The sequence below is a fragment of the Vibrio sp. OPT18 genome (assembly GCF_015163615.1).
GTDB classification, from domain to species: Bacteria; Pseudomonadota; Gammaproteobacteria; order Enterobacterales; family Vibrionaceae; genus Vibrio; species Vibrio coralliirubri.
The window spans coordinates 1-20,224 of record NZ_JADDYK010000075.1 but is presented as its reverse complement, the minus strand read 5'-3'; the positions used below and the strand labels follow the sequence as shown (position 1 = coordinate 20,224).

14 protein-coding genes and 1 pseudogene are annotated in these 20,224 nt (G+C 43.0%); 8 read left to right on the top strand and 7 right to left on the bottom strand.

Translation table 11 applies throughout. The features are described 5' to 3' along the window. Nucleotides 1-30 precede the first annotated feature (30 nt). Both IQQ51_RS19585 and xthA read left to right on the top strand, forming a co-directional pair. Nucleotides 31-2,121 (top strand): S9 family peptidase, encoded by a 2,091-nt coding sequence (locus IQQ51_RS19585; protein WP_193841994.1) that lies wholly within the window; start codon nt 31-33, stop codon nt 2,119-2,121. Between the two features lie 169 nt (nt 2,122-2,290). Further along, nucleotides 2,291-3,097 (top strand): exodeoxyribonuclease III, encoded by an 807-nt coding sequence (xthA, locus tag IQQ51_RS19580; protein WP_010437369.1) that lies wholly within the window; start codon nt 2,291-2,293, stop codon nt 3,095-3,097. 36 nt (nt 3,098-3,133) lie between these two features. On the opposite strand, the gene IQQ51_RS19575 is transcribed toward xthA, so the two are convergent. The 6 genes from IQQ51_RS19575 to IQQ51_RS19550 all read right to left on the bottom strand — a co-directional run bounded on the left by IQQ51_RS19575 (nt 3,134) and on the right by IQQ51_RS19550 (nt 11,008). Continuing rightward, complete coding sequence (locus IQQ51_RS19575) at nt 3,134-6,016, bottom strand: ImpA family metalloprotease (RefSeq protein ID WP_193841885.1); 2,883 nt, start codon at nt 6,014-6,016, stop codon at nt 3,134-3,136. A gap of 223 nt (nt 6,017-6,239) precedes the next feature. Then, nucleotides 6,240-6,917 (bottom strand): ABC transporter permease, encoded by a 678-nt coding sequence (locus tag IQQ51_RS19570; protein WP_017063494.1) that lies wholly within the window; start codon nt 6,915-6,917, stop codon nt 6,240-6,242. Nucleotides 6,918-6,919: 2 nt separating this feature from the next. Continuing rightward, complete coding sequence (locus IQQ51_RS19565; protein ID WP_017066929.1) at nt 6,920-7,660, bottom strand: ABC transporter permease; 741 nt, start codon at nt 7,658-7,660, stop codon at nt 6,920-6,922. A gap of 79 nt (nt 7,661-7,739) precedes the next feature. Then, nucleotides 7,740-8,510 (bottom strand): ABC transporter substrate-binding protein, encoded by a 771-nt coding sequence (locus IQQ51_RS19560; protein ID WP_193841884.1) that lies wholly within the window; start codon nt 8,508-8,510, stop codon nt 7,740-7,742. 136 nt (nt 8,511-8,646) lie between these two features. Next, the gene (locus IQQ51_RS19555) at nt 8,647-9,417 is read right to left on the bottom strand and encodes an ABC transporter ATP-binding protein (RefSeq protein WP_004736532.1); all 771 of its coding nucleotides are present in this window, start codon (nt 9,415-9,417) and stop codon (nt 8,647-8,649) included. 244 nt (nt 9,418-9,661) lie between these two features. Continuing rightward, nucleotides 9,662-11,008 (bottom strand): flagellar sheath protein A, encoded by a 1,347-nt coding sequence (locus IQQ51_RS19550; protein WP_193841883.1) that lies wholly within the window; start codon nt 11,006-11,008, stop codon nt 9,662-9,664. 434 nt (nt 11,009-11,442) lie between these two features. Here IQQ51_RS19550 and IQQ51_RS19545 point away from each other — a divergent pair, with 434 nt between their 5' ends. From IQQ51_RS19545 to IQQ51_RS19520, 6 genes are all read left to right on the top strand, one after another. Beyond that, nucleotides 11,443-12,984 carry a DUF3360 family protein gene (locus tag IQQ51_RS19545; RefSeq protein WP_019820901.1) on the top strand — a complete coding sequence of 514 codons (1,542 nt, stop codon included), beginning with the start codon at nt 11,443-11,445 and terminating at the stop codon, nt 12,982-12,984. A 307-nt stretch (nt 12,985-13,291) separates the two neighbouring features. Continuing rightward, nucleotides 13,292-15,568, top strand: a complete 2,277-nt coding sequence (gene pflB, locus IQQ51_RS19540) for a formate C-acetyltransferase (RefSeq protein WP_193841882.1) — start codon at nt 13,292-13,294, stop codon at nt 15,566-15,568. Between the two features lie 200 nt (nt 15,569-15,768). Next, nucleotides 15,769-16,758, top strand: a complete 990-nt coding sequence (locus IQQ51_RS19535; protein ID WP_193841881.1) for a lipid A deacylase LpxR family protein — start codon at nt 15,769-15,771, stop codon at nt 16,756-16,758. A 164-nt stretch (nt 16,759-16,922) separates the two neighbouring features. Beyond that, nucleotides 16,923-17,663 carry a pyruvate formate lyase 1-activating protein gene (gene pflA, locus IQQ51_RS19530; protein ID WP_010437353.1) on the top strand — a complete coding sequence of 247 codons (741 nt, stop codon included), beginning with the start codon at nt 16,923-16,925 and terminating at the stop codon, nt 17,661-17,663. Between the two features lie 220 nt (nt 17,664-17,883). Next, nucleotides 17,884-18,384 carry a YfbU family protein gene (locus tag IQQ51_RS19525; RefSeq protein ID WP_017066932.1) on the top strand — a complete coding sequence of 167 codons (501 nt, stop codon included), beginning with the start codon at nt 17,884-17,886 and terminating at the stop codon, nt 18,382-18,384. Nucleotides 18,385-18,782: 398 nt separating this feature from the next. Further along, complete coding sequence (locus tag IQQ51_RS19520) at nt 18,783-19,352, top strand: outer membrane beta-barrel protein (RefSeq protein ID WP_193841880.1); 570 nt, start codon at nt 18,783-18,785, stop codon at nt 19,350-19,352. Between the two features lie 209 nt (nt 19,353-19,561). Here the strand turns inward: IQQ51_RS19520 and IQQ51_RS19515 are convergent. Further along, nucleotides 19,562-19,987 (bottom strand): annotated as a pseudogene (locus tag IQQ51_RS19515) (MipA/OmpV family protein); the annotation flags it as partial. Nucleotides 19,988-20,224: the final 237 nt, after the last annotated feature.

Sequence of the window (20,224 nt, the reverse complement as noted above, 5' to 3'; positions counted from 1 at the left end):
GCCGGATGCAGCAATCAAGGAATCTCAACCATGAACCACTACTCTCAATCACAACTCGTCGCTCAGCAAACCCAAGCACCCGTTGCTAAGAAAGTCCCTCACGCAATGACGATTCATGGTGACACCCGAATCGATGATTACTATTGGATGCACGATGATGCACGCCAAGATCCAGAGATCTTGCAACAACTTGAGCAAGAGAATCAGTACGCAGATACAGTGCTGAAACATACAGAAGCAGCACAAAAACAATTATTTGAAGAGATCAAAGGCCGGATCGCCAAAGACGACAATTCGGTACCGGTTCGCAAAGGCAGTTACTACTACTCGAATAAGGTCACAGGTGACAACGAATACCCAGTTCACCTGCGTGAAAAAAACTTTTTAGGCACAGACAAGCAAGTCATCTTAGATGTTAACGAGCTAGCAAAAGAGCATGAATTCTTCAGTATTGGTGGCTTAACGATCAGCCCAGACGAAAATTTGTTGGCCTATGGCGAAGATACGCTAAGCCGCCGAATTTACACCATCAAGATCAAAGACCTCACAACAGGTGAATACCTAAAAGATGAAATTGAAGGCGCTTCAAGTGCAATCGCGTGGCAAAACGACAACCAAGCCTTCTACTACATCAAGAAAGATCCACAAACATTGCTGGGTTATCAAGTTTATCGCCACGTTTTAGGCACCGCTCAGGCAAGCGATGAGTTAATCTACGAAGAAACCGATAGCGCTTACTACACCTCTTTGAGTAAAAGCAAAGATGGTGAACAGGTCTACATTTGGCACTCGAGCACAGAAACCAGCGGTGTTTCAGTCATAGATGCCAACAACCCAAAGGCTACAGCTGAGGCTTTCTACCCAAAAGAGACAGGCATAGAGTACAGCATCGCTAAGCTAGGTGATTGGTATTACATCTACACCAACTACCAAGCGGTCAACTTCCGTTTAATGAAAGTCACCGCCGAAGAGATGCATGACCGCTCAAAATGGGTCGATGTCATCCCAGCGGACGATAATACTCAGCTTGTTGATTTCGAGTTGTTTGATGACCATCTTGTCTACGAGCAACGCGCGGATGGCTTGTCTACAGTGAAAGTTCGCCAACTTTCAACAGGCAACGAGTTCCCACTTGAATTTAACGACACCGCATTTGCCGCTTACCTAACGAGTAACTATGAATTAGATAACTCAAAAGTTCGTATCTATTACAGCAGCTTAACCACGCCAGGTACTTACTATGATTTTGACCTAAGTACAGGTGAATCCGAGCTCATGAAGCAAACACCCGTATTAGGTGATTTCGAAGCGGATAACTACCAATCAGAGCGAATCATGGTTACGGCCCGCGATGGTAAGCAAGTTCCTGTGTCTTTGGTTTATCGTAAAGACTTATTTAAGAAAGACGGCACTAACCCAATCTACCAATACGGCTATGGGTCTTACGGCTCTACCATCGAACCGACCTTCAGCTCAACTCGCCTAAGCCTACTAGATAGAGGTTTTGTTTATGCCATCGCACATGTCCGCGGTTCAGAAATGCTTGGTCGCCCTTGGTATGAAGATGGCAAGAAACTGACCAAACAAAACACGTTCAACGACTTTATTGATGTAACCAAAGAGCTTGTTGAAGAAGGCTATGGCGCTAAGGATAAAGTGTTCGCCGTTGGTGGCTCTGCTGGCGGTCTATTAATGGGAGCAATCATCAACCAAGCACCAGAACTGTACCGTGGCATTGGTGCACATGTTCCGTTTGTAGACATTGTGACAACCATGCTCGATGAATCGATTCCTCTAACCACCAACGAGTATGACGAATGGGGCAACCCAAACGATAAAACCTACTACGATTACATGCTGGGGTACTCACCATACGACAACATTAAGGTTCAAAACTACCCGAACATGTTGGTAACGACGGGCCTGCATGACTCACAGGTGCAATACTTTGAGCCAATGAAATGGGTCGCAAAGTTACGGGAGATGAAAACAGACAACAACGTGTTGCTATTCAAAACAGATATGGAAGCTGGTCACGGTGGCGCTTCTGGTCGATTTAAACGACTAAAAGAAGACGCACTCGAATACGCATTCTTTTTGGATTTACTAAAGACTCAATAGATTCTGCGTAACTGTAAGTATTCACATCATTTAATGTCGCCATTTTGTCTCTACAAAGTGGCGACAGAAATTATTAAGCATGGTTAAATACGATGAACCATGAAATCCACCAAATCAAAAACCTTTAAAGACAAGCAGTGACAAAGGTTTACGAGAGGTATAAAAACAAATGAAAGTAATTAGCTTCAACATCAACGGCCTTAGAGCCCGCCTTCACCAACTGCAAGCTATTATCGACAAACACCAACCCGACGTGATTGGTCTGCAAGAGATAAAAGTGCACGATGAAGCCTTCCCAATTGCTGATGTTGAAGCAATGGGCTACAAGGTTTACTTTCACGGCCAAAAAGCACACTACGGTGTGGCGATGTTGTGTAAGCAAGAGCCTATCTCTGTGCAGAAGGGTTTCCCAACAGATAATGAAGATCATCAAAAACGCATGATCATGGCGACGTTTGAAGATGAAAATGGTGAAAAGGTTACCGTGTTAAATGGCTACTTCCCTCAAGGGGATAACATCAAGCATGAAACAAAATACCCGTACAAACGCCAGTTCTACAAAGACTTAATGACTTACCTAAACGACTATCACAACAAAGATGAGCAAGTGATTGTGATGGGCGACATTAATATCAGCCCTATCGACGCAGACATCGGCATTGGTGAACCTAATGCGAAACGTTGGTTAAAAACTGGTAAATGTTCTTTCCAACCAGAAGAGCGCGAATGGTTGAAAACATTGATGGACTGGGGCTTTGTAGACAGCTTCCGCTTGCTGCACCCTGAAGTGAATGATCAATACTCGTGGTTCGATTACCGCTCAAAAGGCTTCGTAGACAACCGTGGCCTGCGTATTGATGTAGTCCTAGCAACTCAGAAACTTGCTGATAAGTGTACTGAAGCTGGCATCGACTACGAGCTACGCGGCATTGAAAAACCGTCAGACCACGCTCCAATTTGGTCGACGTTTAAATAGAAAACAGGGAGCTCATGCTCCCTATTTATTTTTAGATTAGTTGGTTGGCCAAGGGGTTGTCCCGTCAACACTAATAGGTGCTGTGGCAAACTCATCGACACAATAACCTTGGTTTGAGCTCGCGAAGTACGTTAGTGGCATTGGTGGCAAATTCAGTGTCACGACTTGTTGTTTGGCTTTGTCCGTAAAACTAAAGCCCCACATATCTAAATAATTCCGCATATCGCGCTCGTTGACATAACTCAGCGCAACCAACAGCCAATCGTCGTTCGTGATCTGATTTGCATCATCTCTTGTATAGCTGTCAAAGCCAATGGTTTGCCTATGTGCGGCCCACAAGTCATCACTCGACTTCAAACGATTAAACTCACGTTCAATCAAGTGTAATCGTCCTAACATATGCCAGCCATAATCTAATACGCCTTGCTCTTGAGCTAACATCATCATTTGAATGTAGATGCGTGCTCCCCAACTCCAACCCGTTTGATTCTGAGCTGCCATAAAAGCATTTGGGTCAGGTTGAGTTCGGCTCTGCTGCAAAACTTCATACTGCCCTTTAAAATCTAAGCCTTGGCAAGACGATATTTTTCCTGTGTCTTTATAATATTTTGATTTACTAAAATACGAATAGTAGTTCGTTGTAGAGTGCCCATCCCAACCGCTAAACCTAAATCGACCACGCTCTAAGCCATGCCCTAATTCGTGAAGATCACCATGCCCTAATGGGTGAAAAGACCAGTAAGCATCGTAAGGATTTCCTGAACAGCCGTAACCACAGTTCGCTTGATCGGCATTCATGTGCTTCACGATATCAATGGTCGCAATTTCCCAGCCCTTTGCCTCACCGTATTGATGTACTTCAGTAATTTCATCAATCCCAGGACCTCTAAAACCTGCAAGCGCATGAGGAAAGTTATGTACATAACGCTCAGTGGCGAGTGCGATATCATGCGGCTGCGCCCAATCTGAGGCATTGATAGACTCTTTCATCTTGTCTAGTTTAGAATGGACTTCGAACCCAGGTGTAACCAACTCGGCCCAATCAAACTTTCCTTCTTCAAGCTGGGCAACAAAACTGTCGTTGTCGGCTTCACTTCGCCAAACAGGGTGTTGAGCAACATTCTCAAAACGCAGTTCAACATCAATATCATTGGTATCAAAATGAACCTGTAATGTTCCGCCATAAGCAGAAGTCAGATAAATCGTCTCTCCTGTTTTCACTGGATAGGTTACTGAGGTCAAAAACTTCGGCCTAGCATAGCCATCATCGCCCGAAAATTCGTGAGTCGCGCCACTACGTAGGGTATTAAATGCTATCGATGTCGCCACCTCATTACTGTCCAAACGAGTCACCTTAATCGTCTCACCTGGCAATGCGTACACTCCAGCTGATCGAAAGTGTCTCTTGGACTCAAAGGCAATTGTTTTGGTGACGAGCGGTACGTTTTCAAAACTCTTGGTACTAAAGTTACCTAGACTTGGTTGCGCCGCGTTATACACGCGACTGTTGTAGGTCGCGTAATCACTGTAATAAGAACGAAGAAAATCAATTCTCTCTGTCACGCCCTTACCCATTGGGTACTGAACGTCTTGACGATAATGATCAGCAAGTAGCAGCAACAGCTTTTCATATTCATAATCATCGGTTGCAAACAGATCAATTTTTTTGCTATCAAGAGTCGTTAGGTGTGAACGAATACTGTTCGCAGCGGCATAGAACTCTTCATTCATGTTGGAATCGTCAGGACAAGATTTATCCTCACACGAATTCAGATCGACGGTAAAACTGTTGTCTTTCAGTCGCTGAAAAAGAGCTTGTTGTTGAACAATATTATCCGGCATTCGATCTATCAGCTGTGTAGAATCCCAGTTCGATAAACCGAGCTTACGCCAATAGTTGTCGCCAACGTAAGTCATGTGCATTTCTGAAAATAGCGCGTTACCTAAGTCCGTCATGCCGCCATCAAGGTGTAGATATAACACTGGTATATTTTTATTGAACGCCAAGCGTAAACCCGTAATCACATCTTCAATGTCATCACCATCATTCAGCTTTTGAGACAAAACCAGTAAATCAGGGTTATTGTTTTCAATGCATTGACTCAACTTACCGCCATCACAAGTATTGTCGGCATTAATAACCATTGAAGGATTGATATTGCTAGTCAACCAGTTGCGCGTAGCTTGGTCGTCAGGAAAATAATGCGATTGATCGAGCTGAGCTAATACGACATTTTGTGGTGAATCATTATCAGCAGCCCACTTAACCAAGTTTTCTAGCCAAATATACATCTCTTCGTTGACAGAATCTGGAAAGCGTTGCTTAGTTCGAAACGGGTTACTTGCCAATGCTGCATAGCGACTGTTATCTGACGTATAACCCGCGATACCAATAACAAGCTCTTGGTCGGAATACCCATCTTGCATCGCTTTATTGGTTTGCAAGATGACATCGTTAAAACCATAAGTTGGTAAGATAATTGCCGTATCGTGTGTTGGATCCCAATGAAGATTGCGTAAAGGCTCACCATCAGAGTTTTGTGATAGAGCTTGCTTAATGTGGTTGTAGTTCGAGTTGTATTCAGTAACTAACGCTTGGCTTGCATCAATGAATTCATTGGAGTCTGCTACATAAGAAGCGTCACCTGTGGACAACGCCTTTTGAACAGCAGTTTGTGGAACCGGAGTGATACCAGGCTCGCCACTTCCGCCGCCTTCATTACCTTCCCCTCCAGAACCTCCAGAACCTCCAGAACCTCCAGAACCTCCAGAACCTCCAGAACCTCCAGAACCTCCAGAACCTCCAGAACCTCCAGAACCAGTTTGGGCACTTTCACCGCCACTACCACCTCCACATCCTAAAAGTGATAACGCGATAACACAAACAACCAAATTCGACAGTAAGTAACTCTTTTTCATCATTATTCCATACAACAACAAAATTTCGATGAGTCTATCTATCGCCAAACCTAAAGCAATCAATCTCATGAATGCGTGAGTTTAATTTGAAGCAAGATAACTATTTCGTTGGGATGTAGCTTCTCGAAAGTTCGTGGAATTCAAAAGCACACGACTTATTTAATGCTATTAAAAACGGCGCTATAGAAGCGCCGTTTTTTTAACTATGATTTGTAACGTATGATTAGCTAAGTGGTCTTAAGTAAGCTAAGAAACGTTTCTCTGCGAATTTGAAAATCGCAATGATGATAAACGTTAATCCCATGTAGAACAGGCCTGCTGTTAGGAACGATTCAAATGGTGCGTAGTAACGTGAGTTAACCAAACGGGCAGCACCCGTTAGATCCATAATGGTTACGATACCAGCTACCGCAGAGCCGTGAAGCATGAAGATAACTTCGTTACTGTAAGCCGGCAGTGCACGACGTAGAGCACTTGGCAAAATGATGCGGCGGTAAGTCTTTGGTGTGCTCATGCCGTACGCTTTTGCTGCTTCAACTTCACCTTTAGGTAAGCCGTTAATGGCACCGCGAATGATCTCTGCTGTATATGCTGATGTGTTAAGAATGAATGCTACTAGAGCACAGAACCAAGCGTTTTCCCAAAGCGTGTCTTTTACTGGGAAGAACTGGTCCATACCGTAGTAAATCAGATACAACTGCACCAATAACGGCGTACCACGGAAGAAATAGATGAATGACCAAGCCGGAGCGTTAATCAGCATATTGGGGCTATTACGAGCGATCGCTAATGGTATGGCGACGAATAAGCCAATAATCAAAGCGACACAAACCATCCAAGCCGTTGTCCATAAACCACCAAGGTAAATCGGTAGGCTTTCAATTATCAATGAAAAGTCCATAACTACCTCGCGTGGATACTGAATTTACGTTCAACCAGCTTAAGTAAGCCCGTCGAAACACTGGTGAAGAATAAGAAGATAATCGCCACTGTCATATAGAAGGTAAATGGCATTTTGGTTGAACCCGCCGCCAGTGCGCTAACACGTACCATATCTTCTAAGCCAATAATGGAAACCAACGCGGTAGTTTTAAGTAAAACCAACCAGTTGTTACCAAAACCCGGTAGTGCGTGACGAATCATTTGCGGTAATAGAATACGACGGAACGCTAGAACAGGTCCCATGCCATAGGCCTTTGCTGCTTCCATTTCACCGCTATCAACCGCCATGATCGCACCACGGAAGGTTTCAGCCATGTAAGCGCCAAAGATGAATCCAATGGTTAAGACACCAGCAACAAATGGACTGACATCAATATAATCTGGTAAGTAAGCGGTCCATTCGTGGTTAGGATCACTTGATGTGAACCACTCATTGAGCCACTCATTGATGGAATACAAACTGTTGTTTAAAAGGATTTGTCCACCAAAGAAAATCAGCATCATCAAGACGAGATCAGGAATGCCTCGAATAACGGTTGTGTAGAGGGTTGCGATAGCACGAGCCCAGCGATAAGGCGCTAGTTTTGCTAAGGCACCTAGCATACCAAGAACCATAGCTAAAATTAGCGACAGCAAGGCAACTTCGATTGTGAGCACCGCCCCTTTCAGGATCGACGCTTCATATCCTTGTAAATCAAACATAATGAATTCCAACAGAACTGCGAAAAAGTTGGTAAGACAGGGAAAGGAGAACCTCTCCCTTAAGAAGTGATGCTAGAGATTACTCGCCGTATACGTCGTAGTTGAAGTATTTAGCAGCGATCTCTTGGTAGATGCCTTTTTCACGTAGTGAAAGGATTGCAGCATCTAATTGCTTAGTCAGATCTTTGTCTTGCTTACGTAGAGCAATACCAAAACCTTCACCGAACCACTTAGGATCTGTTAGTGATGGACCAACAAACTCGTAGTCTTCACCACCAGCTTTGTTCAGCACGCCTTCTTCTAGAGCAGATGCATCGCCCAGTACAGCAGCAACACGACCGTTAGCTAGATCAAGGTAAGCTTCATCGAATGAACCGTAACGAACGATTTCTACTGTGTCACCGTAGTTGTCTGTTAGGTACTTATCGTGCGTTGTTGCACGTTGAACGGCAATCTTTTTACCACTTAGATCATCAAAGTTAAGGCCTGCACCTTTCTTAGCGATGAAATTGTTTGGGATAAGTGCGTATTTACCAGTGAAGTCGATCTTTTTCTTACGCTCTTCCGTGATAGACATTGCCGCGATGATCGCATCATATTTACGAGCAAGTAGAGAAGGAATAATACCATCCCAATCTTGTGCAACGATCTTACACTGCACCTGCATTTCAGTACAAAGCGCGTTAGCCATATCGACATCGAAGCCTTTCAGTGAACCGTCAGCTTCTGTCCAGCTAAATGGAGGGTAAGCACCTTCAATACCGAAACGTACTGTTTTCCATTCTTTTGCTTGAGCTACGCCCGTTGCAGCAGTTGCAGCAAGTGCCGCGACTAATAACCACTTTTTCATATCCCTACTCCTGTGATTTAGGTTTTTATGTTTTGCTAGTTTTAATATTGTGTTTGTTGTTACTGATTAACTTACTTGTTGTGTTTTATTGTTCACACCGTCGCTGTTTACCTTGGCAACGGCATTTCAATTCTGATTAGTAAATAGATGAGATAAATTGTTGTAAACGCTCAGATTCAGGTTCCGTAAACAGTTTAGCTGGATCGCCCTGTTCTTCCACTAGACCCTGATGCAAGAACATCACATGGTTAGATACGTCGCGTGCGAAAGCCATTTCGTGCGTTACCACGAGCATGGTTCTGCCCTCTTCTGCTAGATCGCGCATTACACCAAGCACTTCGCCGACTAACTCAGGGTCTAATGCCGATGTTGGTTCATCAAACAGCATAACTTCAGGGTCAACCGCTAGCGCTCGCGCAATTGCCGCACGTTGTTGTTGGCCGCCAGACAAATGACCCGGATAGTAATCTTTACGCTCATACAGGCCGACTTTCTTCAGTAGTAGCTCTGCATTTTCAATCGCTTGTGCTTTAGGTACGCCTAAGACATGAACAGGCGCTTCGATAACATTTTCGAGAACGGTCAGGTGAGACCACAGATTGAAACCCTGAAAAACCATTGCCAGACGAGAACGGATTCGCTGTACTTGTTTTTCATTGGCAGGAACAGAAACACCTTGGCGGTTGTTTTTCATTTGAATTAATTCGCCATTAACCCAAATCTCGCCTGCGGTAGGTGTCTCTAAAAGGTTGATACATCTAAGAAAAGTACTTTTACCCGACCCTGAAGATCCGATAATCGATACTACATCGCCTTTATGCGCAGAAAGTGAAATTCCCTTTAAAACTTCATTTTGACCAAACGTTTTGTGTAGATCCTTTATGTCCAGCGCTGGTACATCTTTCATGCGCTTTCTCTCCCAAGTTTGTGAAAATGCAAGGTACTCCGACCTTTTCATGCGATACAAACTAGCACCCAACGGAGCAACATGCAACAAATTATTAACCTGTCATTTGAGAATAAATAGCGATTCAGTCTGACTTATTATGCAAAAGGTAGCGTTTTCCTCTCAATTGCATGAATAGGGACTATAAAAAAACCCCGATTGACGGGGCTTTTATGTTTTATTTTTGTTAACTAAGTATCATCGATTACCTTGTCACCGACATATACTCTGAAACTGTTACATTATAAGTGTGCTTCGTTCTATCTGCTGGTGCTATTACCGAAGCTACAGTATCAACATCTTCATATTGACTAACTAAACTTTGAACTACTGAATCCTCAAGGATACCCGTCTCAAATACGGTTACTGATAATGAATCCGGAGACTGAGGAGCTAAATCAGCTAAGCCAAGTTCAGGAATTATAATTCGCCCATTGTTCAACTCAGAAACTACAATGTGTTCTAGTGTCTTTATTGGACTTGTTGAACTTTGCGTATATTTCCCTCTGGCAACTAGTCTCTCTGCTGAGCTCACACCTGTAATTTCAATGATATCTGTTGTTCCCGATTGAGACACATTTGGAGATACATCTAAGATAGTCAAACTATCTGATGTATTCACATCCAAAGTATCCGAAAAAGTTCCTGAAATGTGGAATTCCCAATTCAAAGACAACGTGCCCGTTGCAATGAATGAACGTTGCGAAATAAGAGATGATATTTCGAATGCTTCGACAGATGCTGTGTCTGGCTTAAACCACTCATAGTTATAACCATCTTGATCTACGTTGATAGTTAATGAAGATAACTGAGTCGATAACTGGTTTGACCAATTAAATGATGTATCTAAGCCTTCTAACTCAGCAATAGATGATGAAGCGCCTATCGAATCGACAAAACTGTACCCATTTAAACCACCCGAGAAGTAACCTTTAACTAAAACTGGCTCATTATCATAAGCGGTGACGGTTACCGAATTTGACGGAGTGATTGAGTCATCTCCTAAAGTCGAGAGATATTGGTAACTATCTGCCTGCGCATTTATAGTAGACACGATTACATCGCCGCTAACCGTATTTCTGGCTTGACTACCCGTATAACAACTTACATTACCTTGGTTTCTTCCCACTTTAATCAGTTGACTTTCCAAAGCTTCTTTTTGAATGGATAGTGCTTTGTAAAAGTAATCAGTTTCGCCAGGTGAATCTAAAACTGTAACAAAACCTTCGTCATCCATCGTGTTTTTGTTGATGGTGAGTTTGCCCGATGAATTAGGACTCAAAGTATCTGTTACGCTTCCTTCAGCGTCATGGATATATACCACTAAGTCTTGAGCAACTTTGGCATACGTGTACTGTGTAGGACTATTAATGTCATCAACTTTGAATAAAGTACAACTACTTTGTACTGACGGAGATGTGTACATCTGTATGAACTCTAGCGTTACATTGTCTGCGGGAGCTCCTCCACCACCGCCGCCGCTTCCGCCGCCACAACCAACCAGTAGTCCTGAGATCATTGCCGCTAGTGGCAACATTTGTGTTTTTTTCATCGATTTCCGTCCTGTTTGTGGCAACAGCTCGCCAAAAATTAAATATCTGACGAAAATAAAGCAAGAAATAAGCCAATCGTTAACACCCGTAGTTATAAAGGGTGAAAATTGCGACAAAACGACATTTAGGTCGACTTGTGAAAATAAATTACACTATTTATCAATGGGAAGTTAATGAACCGCTGCGTTTTGTAGCTTTCTTTCACATAAACTCATAAAGTGATCAAGATCAATCACCCTAAAGGGTAAGCTTGTTAGACTCCTCAGCAAAGAATAAGGCATTAAAAATGCCAAACATTTCTTTTAACTTAGCTGCATAAAGCACATCAAATTCGTGCAACATAATGTTAATGAGTTATAACTAAGAAATAACGCAATTACGCGAACTTATAGAATTCAATTTTAGAATTACTAACATAAAATATGAGGAATCTATGTCAGACGTTGTGAACAATGCGAACTCTGAAGTAGAAGAGAAAAGCTATAAAGAGCTACACCGCCCTGCTTCTGAATTTGAGAGCCGCTCAGATTATCTAGATCACGAGCTGCAAATCATGAAGCCTCGCCGCTTCGGTCTAAACCTTCCAGGTCGTGACTTCCGCTTTGAACTTGAAGACCTTGTTCCTGCACTTGCTGGTACCATTGGTATCATCGCGATGTACTCTGCAGTAATGATGTCTTGGGCTGATGGCCTAACTCAAGCTTGGGATCACGTAAACCTTGGTAAAGAGTTTGCGATTGAAGTCGCTCGTGTAGAAATGCTTATCCCTGCACTGCTGTTCTGTATCCTTGCTTCTGGTTTCTTTAACCCTAAAGCAAACCTTGCCGGTAACCACGGCCCAATGATTCCTCTTATTGGTACCATCGCTCTCGCTGGTGCTCACCCTCTTGCATTGGCAATCCTTATCGGTGTCTTCGGTCTAATCCTAAGTTTCCTAAAAGGCGGCTCCAAGCTGGTTAACCTTACTTCGGAAGGTACTGCGGGTGGCTTGCTTATCTTCTTAGGCCTAACGGGTACCATGAGCCAAATCAACTCGATTCAAGAATGGGCGGTTGGTCTTCAATCTTCTACTGTTGAAGCGGGCAGCATGGGTTACGTTGGTTTAATCGTTCTTGCTATTACTATTGCTATCTACGCTTTCCTAGCAAAAGTGAACAAGCGTTGGTTAGCTATCCCGGTGTGTGCATTCACAGGCCTTGCTATTGCGTTAGTATTAGGTGCTGGCTTCGACATCGTATTCGAAACTGAAATGGGCATTCCAAACCTAAACCCAGTTTACTGGTGGGGTTCTACTTCTGAAGGTTGGATGCTTGGCTTGCCAAACGTTGAACACTTCATTGCATCTCTACCATTTGCAATCCTTGCTGTAGCAATGTGGTCACCTGACTTCCTAGGTCACCGTATCTTCCAAGAACTTAACTACCCTAAACGTTCTGAAAAAGTACTAATGGACGTAGATGACACAATGACTATGTGTTCTGTTCGTCAGATGGTGGGTACAGCGGTTGGTGGTGGTAACATCACATCTTCTTGGGGTACGTACATGATCCCAGCAGCAATCGCGAAACGTCCAATTCCTGGCGGCGCAATCTTGCTTGGTTCTCTATGTATTATTGTTGCGATTCTTGGTTTCCCAATGGACGTAGCAGTATGGCCACCAGTGATGCGTGTTGCGCTACTTGTAGGTGTATCTCTGCCTCTACTTGAAGCGGGTATGCAAATGGTTAAGGATTCTAAAGATTCTCAAGCGGCTGGTATCTGTATCTTCGGTTCAGCGGTTGTTAACCCAGTATTAGCATGGGCACTGACTATGCTTCTAGATAATAACGGTCTAATTGGTGATAAAGAGCGTGCGAAGCGTCTATCATTTGTAGATAAGATTGTTATCCCAGTTGGCGTTTTAGTTATCTGTCTAGTAGCAATGCTTGCAGTTGGTATGCTAGAAAGTCAATATGGCCTAAAAGCTTGGCTATAATGGTCCTTACTACACAAAAGTAGTATTAGGATTAAAAAAAAGTTTGGGTGGCAACCCCTGTCACTCAAATTTTTTCAACTTTTTTTGGCATTTATTGATTTAGTTTAAGGTTTGCAGAAATTTTTTAGCGTAGTCTTGAATACATAGAGTAAAGACAACATATAAAAGGTAGTGACAATATATATAACCATATGACGCTTATGTGCTCATATATATTGTTATTAATAAGAGTGTACTACCCTTACGAGGGGCGCTGGCTCAACAGTGTTAATGTACGTATTTTTTCTACTAAAAAGGTAGGTATGTCATGGCAGAGCAATTTGCTAAAGCTTGGGAAGATTTTGCTGCAGGTGAGTGGCAAAGCGAAGTAAACGTTCGTGATTTCATTCAAAAGAACTACACGCCGTATGAAGGCGACGAGTCTTTCCTAGTTTCTGAGGGTACTGAAGCAACTAACAAGCTTTGGTCTTCGGTAATGGAAGGTATCAAACAGGAAAACGCAACTAAAGCACCTGTAGATTTCGATACTTCTGTTATCTCTACCATTACTGCTCACGATGCAGGTTACATTGAGAAAGATCTTGAGACTATCGTTGGTCTACAAACTGAGAAGCCACTAAAACGTGCAATCATCCCTAACGGTGGTGTACGTATGGTTGAAGGTTCTTGTAAAGCATACGGTGAAACTCTTGACCCAATGGTTTCAAAAATCTACTCAGAATACCGCAAAACACACAATGCTGGCGTTTTCGATATCTACACTCCTGATATCCTAAAATGTCGTAAGTCTGGTGTTCTGACTGGTCTTCCTGATGCTTACGGCCGTGGTCGTATCATTGGTGACTACCGTCGTGTTGCACTTTACGGTATTGATTTCCTAATGAAAGATAAAGCTGCTCAATTCGCTTCTCTACAAGAGCGTTTCGAGAACGGCGAAGATCTTTCTGCAACAATGCAATTGCGTGAAGAGATCTCTGAGCAACATCGTGCTCTAGGTCAAATCAAGCAAATGGCTGAGAAATACGGTTTCGATATCTCTGAGCCAGCTCAAACAGCTCAAGAAGCTATCCAGTGGACTTACTTCGGCTACCTAGCTGCTGTTAAATCTCAAAACGGTGCTGCAATGTCTCTAGGTCGTACTTCGACTTTCCTAGACATCTACATCGAGCGTGATATCGCTGCTGGCAAAATCACAGAAGACCAAGCACAAGAAATGATCGACCACTTCGTAATGAAGCTGCGTATGGTTCGTTTCCTACGTACTCCTGAGTACGATGAGCTATTCTCTGGCGACCCAATCTGGGCAACAGAGTCTATGGGTGGTATGGGTATCGACGGTCGTACGCTAGTAACGCGTTCGAACTTCCGTTTCCTAAACTCTCTATACACTATGGGTCCTTCTCCAGAGCCAAACATCACTGTTCTTTGGTCTGAGCAACTACCTGACGGCTTCAAACGTTTCTGTGCGAAGGTATCTATCGATACTTCTTCTATCCAGTACGAAAATGATGACCTAATGCGTCCTGACCTTGAGTCTGATGATTACGCTATCGCTTGTTGTGTATCTCCAATGATCGTTGGTAAGCAAATGCAGTTCTTCGGTGCTCGTGCTAACCTTGCGAAAACAATGCTTTACGCAATCAACGGCGGTGTGGACGAAAAACTTAAGATGCAAGTTGGTCCTAAAGAAGTGCCAATGACTGACGCTGTTCTTGATTACGATAAAGTAATGGACCGTCTAGATCACTTCATGGACTGGCTAGCTAAGCAATACGTGACTGCACTAAACAGCATTCACTACATGCACGACAAGTACAGCTACGAAGCGTCTCTAATGGCTCTTCATGACCGTGACGTTCGTCGTACTATGGCTTGTGGTATTGCTGGTCTATCTGTTGCAGCTGACTCACTATCTGCAATCAAGTTCGCGACTGTTAAACCAATCCGCGACGAAGATGGCATCGCAACTGACTTCGAAATCGAAGGCGATTACCCTAAATACGGTAACAACGACTCTCGTGTAGATGATATTGCTTGTGAACTAGTTTCTACGTTCATGAACAAGATCCGTAAGCTTAAGACTTACCGTAACTCTATCCCTACACAGTCAGTTCTTACTATCACGTCTAACGTGGTTTACGGTAAGAAAACAGGTAACACTCCAGACGGTCGTCGTGCTGGCGCTCCTTTCGCTCCTGGTGCAAACCCAATGCACGGTCGTGATGAGAAAGGCGCTGTAGCTTCACTAACGTCTGTAGGTAAACTACCGTTTGCTGACGCACAAGATGGTATCTCTTACACGTTCTCTATCGTGCCAAACGCACTAGGTAAAGAACAAGACAGTCAACGTGCTAACCTTGCAGGCCTAATGGATGGTTACTTCCACCACGAAGCTGGCATTGAAGGTGGTCAACACCTTAACGTTAACGTTCTTAACCGCGAAACTCTTGAAGACGCAGTTAAGCACCCTGAGAAATACCCTCAGCTAACAATCCGTGTATCTGGTTACGCTGTTCGCTTTAACTCTCTAACTGCAGAGCAACAAGCTGACGTAATCGCACGTACATTTACTGAGTCTCTATAAGCTCACGCTCAATAGACAGTAAATAACATTAGCCTCGCCAATGTGCGGGGCTTTTTTATATCTGAAATAAATCGCACTACACTCACCTATCCCGCGAAATGTTAGGTTGAGCAAAAAAGCACCCTGCCATTCACTTTTTTTCCACAAATTCTGTCAAATTACGGTAATATCGCGGTTCATAATTTAAGAGTAACTGCTCCATGAAATACCTGCGTTGTTTACCCCTGATTCTTCTCTCTTTCTCATCTTTAGCCTCTGAGCGTTCTACGCTGACTTTTGCTTTAGATAATGATGGTATTTTTGGTGTCGACCAAGACTATACCAACGGCTTATTTCTGGGTTACACATCATCAAGTATTACGCCATATAACTGGGTAAAACCACTGAGCCTTTCTTACTGGGGCGCAAGCTCTCTAGATAAGTGGGAAATCACCATTGGCCACAAGATGTATACGCCTTCTGACATTGAGTTAGAAACGCCATCGGCTAATGATCGCCCATACGCAGGCTACCTACACACTGAATTCAATTACATCAGCTTAAACCCACAGCAAGCCCAGCGTTTTAATATCACGTTTGGTACCACGGGCGAACGCGCACTTTCAGAAGACGCTCAAAAGCTAGTTCACTCGATCACTAAATCGGATGAGCCTATGGGTTGGGAATACCAAGTCGATGATGAGTGGGCGGGAAGCGTTGGTTACCTAAGCCATTTCAACTTAATGCGTAATCAAGCTATTGCGAATACTGACTACGAAATCTCTAACGTTTCAGAAATCAACGTCGGTAACTTTAGAAGTGATATCTCGACTGGTTTTATGTTCCGTTGGGGTACGGATTTGGGCGGTAACTTTGGTGCAGCTAACATCACCACAGAAAACCCATTCAAACCTGGCATGATCGGTGCGTCAAACGCTGGTTGGTTTACCTATGCAGGCCTTGAAGGTCGTTACCGATTCAACGACCTAACTATCGAAGGCGATCGTTCTGAAATCGAAGATAATTGGCCGAATCCAGAACAATACGATGTCACTTTAGAGAACATTCAAGCAACAGCTGTATTGGGTGTCGCTTGGTATAACCAATACGTTGGTGCCTCTTTTGCGCTAACAGCAAAAACACCGGATTACGAAGAAGCGAAAGAGGCAGTGTACACCACTGGCGGTATCACAATGTTTGCTTTCTTCTAGCCACTAGTAAGGGCTTTCGTCCTTTACTTTTCAAGTTTAATAAAGGCAATCATCTTCACAGGTGATTGCCTTTATTTTTAAAGGTCTCGTTACCATTTGACCCTATTTTATGTACCGTTTTTGTAATAAAATAAACGGTATAAATTCCTCTACGAGAATAGCTCATGTCTACAACTGGTCGCATTCACTCATTCGAATCTTGTGGTACTGTCGATGGCCCTGGTATCCGCTTTATTGTGTTTCTTCAAGGCTGCTTAATGCGTTGTATGTACTGTCATAACCGTGATACATGGGATCTTCATGACGGAAAGGAAGTAACGGTCGAAGAGATCATCAACGAAGCAAAATCATACCGTCATTTCATGAAAGCATCAGGCGGTGGTATCACTTGTTCTGGTGGTGAAGCGATGCTACAACCTGAGTTTGTTCGTGACTTTTTCCGCGCAGCTCAAGCTGAAGGCATCCACACTTGTCTTGATACTAATGGCTACATTCGTAAGCACACTGAAGTGGTTGACGAAGTACTAGAAGCCTCTGATCTAGTGATGCTCGATCTTAAGCACATGCGAGATGAGATTCACCACGATTTCATTGGTGTATCAAACAGACGCACTCTGGATTTTGCGCGCTACTTGCACAAAATTGGTAAGAAAACCTGGATTCGTTATGTGATTGTCCCTGGCTACACGGACACGCCTGAAGATGCTCATCTGCTAGGTGAATTCATCAAAGACATGGATAACATCGAGAAAGTAGAACTGCTTCCATACCATAAACTTGGTGCACATAAGTGGGAAGCGCTTGGTTTTGATTACCCTCTTGAAGGTACAAACCCGCCAAGCAAAGAGAAAATGGACGAGATTGTTGCTGTTCTAAGCCAGTACCATTCAAACGTAAAATACTAATCTAGACTTACGTTCATAGTGTTTTCAAACGCCTCAATTTCGATTGGGGCGTTTTCTTTTCGAGCCAAACAATCCTTTCACTTTTCTTTACAACTTTTGTTTATCAATTCAAAAAATCATATTAAATCCGTGTTGAGATCATGTTTCCACTCGTAGGAATGCTGTTACTCTTACTGCAACAAAAGAATACAACATTTAGTTTTTTAGTGAGGCTCCTCCCATGGAAATGACCAATGCTCAGCGTCTAATTCTATCAAATCAATACTACCTAATGTCTCAAATGGATCCTGAGAACTCCGCTAAATACCAACGTCTACAAACGATTGTAGAACGTGGTTACGAACTCCAAATGCGTGAGCTTAACAAAGAGTTTGGTTGTTTGACTGAAGCAGAATGTCGCGAAATTATCGACATCATGGAGATGTACCATGCAATGCAAGAATCGAACAAAATGCTTGCAGAACAAGAACGTGCTGAAGTAGACCAACGTCGCCTGCAGTTCTTAGGTTTTGATATCGCTTCTGAAGCGCAGATCGTACATTACGTGCGTTTCCTTGTTGATTCTGAAGGTCTTTACCCTCAATTCGACAAAGCAGATCACCACTTCAATAGCCAAATGCCAATGCTAGAGAAGTACCGTCGCATGCTAACAACATGGCGCAACTGTCCTCGTCAGTACCACCTATGTGCGACAGAGCTATCTCAAATCTTTAGCGCTTAATACGTTAATAGATCAGCGATAACTTTTTTAAAAGTTTCAAGAAAAAGGGTTACTCATGATGAGTAACCCTTTTTTTAATGTTCACACACAAACAGAAAACGGGGCTTATGAAGCGATGTGGATAAAAAGTGTACTTCAGATACAGAAAACGCGAATGAATCATAAAGATAAGATATTAAATATTGAACCATTTCCAATTAATCTCTCTGATATCGCCCATTAACCAACGAACACAAACCTAGTATTTACAAGCAATTAGGTCATTCATCTTTGTTAATTCCACTTCGAAACCTTTAATACAAATTAAAAACCACCGCTCGATTTTGAACGGTGTTTTTTATTTTAAATAAGATAGCTAGAATTCTCCCCGAAATTTATTAACCAGAGCGATAAACAAAATGAGAAAATTCATCCTTGCATCACTAGCTATCATGTCTACTTCAGCTTTCGCAGCTAACGAAATGTACGTACTTGGCGGCGTTGGCATTAACGAAGACGACACAGGCGCACAATTCACTGTTGGTTCACAAATTCTTGATACAAACTTTTATCTAGAATCAACGATGAATTACATCGACTCAGACAGCAGCGATGTTATTTCAGACGTAAACGGCGACCTAACTAAGTACAAGGGCGATTACCAACACTTCAAAATGTCTCTAGCGCCAATGTATAAATATAGCTTCGATGACTCTTTTGCTATCTACGGTAAGGTTGGTCTTGCTTACTCAAACTTTAATTCTAAATCAACATGGGCTAATGCAGACGAATCAGACACTCACAAGTATTCAGATAGCAAGTGGGGCGCAATTTACGGCATCGGTGCTGAATTTAAGTCAGCGCAACCAATGTTTGGTAACTCGAAATTTATGGCGCGTGTCGGTTTCGATTGGTACGACTTCAGCTCAGGCAGCATGAACCTAGGCAGTGATGCCACTCTAGGTCTACAAGCTGGTTTCACTTTCTAAGATATGAAGCAGAAAGGTTTTTAAACCACTAGGTGAAGAGCTTGGTGGTGAATGGATTAAGCTGATGAGTGCTAAATCTAACCATCCAATGCCTCTCCTTGCGTTGATTATTATAATAATCGGCCTGTACTTCGCATAAATAAAAAGGGTTTCTCATCATGAGTAACCCTTTTTTTAATGTTCGCACACAAAGAGAAAAACCGAAGCAACTAGAAAACGTAAGCCACACCGACGTTCGCGGCCATGTTGATACCACTTTCAAGTATTGGGCTATTCTCTATATCACCTTCAAGGTTGGTATAACGAACGCCACCGGTCACTCGAACATTCGGGGTTACATGTAAATAGCCACCTAAACCAATAAAGTACTGACCATCCCAGTCTGCATCGAATTCATCTAAGTTAGTTCTTGCCGCTTCAGCTGAACTCACACCATATAAATGATTGTTCAAACGCTCGCTGTTGTAGGCGTAACCAATAGATGGGGTAATCGCCCAGCTATTACGACGAATAGGTAAACGCCATGCCGCTTCCGCATAAATACCGTTGTGCTTAAAGCCTAAATCCGAACCCGCAGTCGCTTCAAACATGCCAACCAGAGTGATCACTTGGTAGCTGATACCGCCCAATTGAGAGTATTAATTAAATAATGTACTTATATTCAGATTAATGAGCAAAAAGAAGTGTACTCTAAAAATATGCTAACTTATTGATAGCAAACATGATTGCACTTCTTTTTTGATCGCTAATGCCTAACTCAATTTATGCCTTCTAATGGCGTTGTTGCCTAAATCAGTTGAACCTTTTCCAAGTCCCGTGATCTGAACCTTTGTGATAGTTAGAACGGTGGTGACATGGGTAAAGCGAAAAAG

Bases quoted from the DNA above. Each gene is read 5' to 3' on its own strand.
- xthA (WP_010437369.1), top strand. From the start codon at position 2,291: ATGAAAGTAATTAGCTTCAACATCAACGGCCTTAGAGCCCGCCTTCAC.
- IQQ51_RS19560 (WP_193841884.1), bottom strand. From the start codon at position 8,510: ATGAAAAAGTGGTTATTAGTCGCGGCACTTGCTGCAACTGCTGCAACG.
- IQQ51_RS19535 (WP_193841881.1), top strand. From the start codon at position 15,769: ATGAAATACCTGCGTTGTTTACCCCTGATTCTTCTCTCTTTCTCATCT.
- IQQ51_RS19555 (WP_004736532.1), bottom strand. From the start codon at position 9,417: ATGAAAGATGTACCAGCGCTGGACATAAAGGATCTACACAAAACGTTT.
- IQQ51_RS19545 (WP_019820901.1), top strand. From the start codon at position 11,443: ATGTCAGACGTTGTGAACAATGCGAACTCTGAAGTAGAAGAGAAAAGC.
- pflB (WP_193841882.1), top strand. From the start codon at position 13,292: ATGGCAGAGCAATTTGCTAAAGCTTGGGAAGATTTTGCTGCAGGTGAG.
- IQQ51_RS19565 (WP_017066929.1), bottom strand. From the start codon at position 7,660: ATGTTTGATTTACAAGGATATGAAGCGTCGATCCTGAAAGGGGCGGTG.
- IQQ51_RS19575 (WP_193841885.1), bottom strand. From the start codon at position 6,016: ATGAAAAAGAGTTACTTACTGTCGAATTTGGTTGTTTGTGTTATCGCG.
- IQQ51_RS19570 (WP_017063494.1), bottom strand. From the start codon at position 6,917: ATGGACTTTTCATTGATAATTGAAAGCCTACCGATTTACCTTGGTGGT.
- pflA (WP_010437353.1), top strand. From the start codon at position 16,923: ATGTCTACAACTGGTCGCATTCACTCATTCGAATCTTGTGGTACTGTC.
- IQQ51_RS19520 (WP_193841880.1), top strand. From the start codon at position 18,783: ATGAGAAAATTCATCCTTGCATCACTAGCTATCATGTCTACTTCAGCT.
- IQQ51_RS19585 (WP_193841994.1), top strand. From the start codon at position 31: ATGAACCACTACTCTCAATCACAACTCGTCGCTCAGCAAACCCAAGCA.
- IQQ51_RS19525 (WP_017066932.1), top strand. From the start codon at position 17,884: ATGGAAATGACCAATGCTCAGCGTCTAATTCTATCAAATCAATACTAC.
- IQQ51_RS19550 (WP_193841883.1), bottom strand. From the start codon at position 11,008: ATGAAAAAAACACAAATGTTGCCACTAGCGGCAATGATCTCAGGACTA.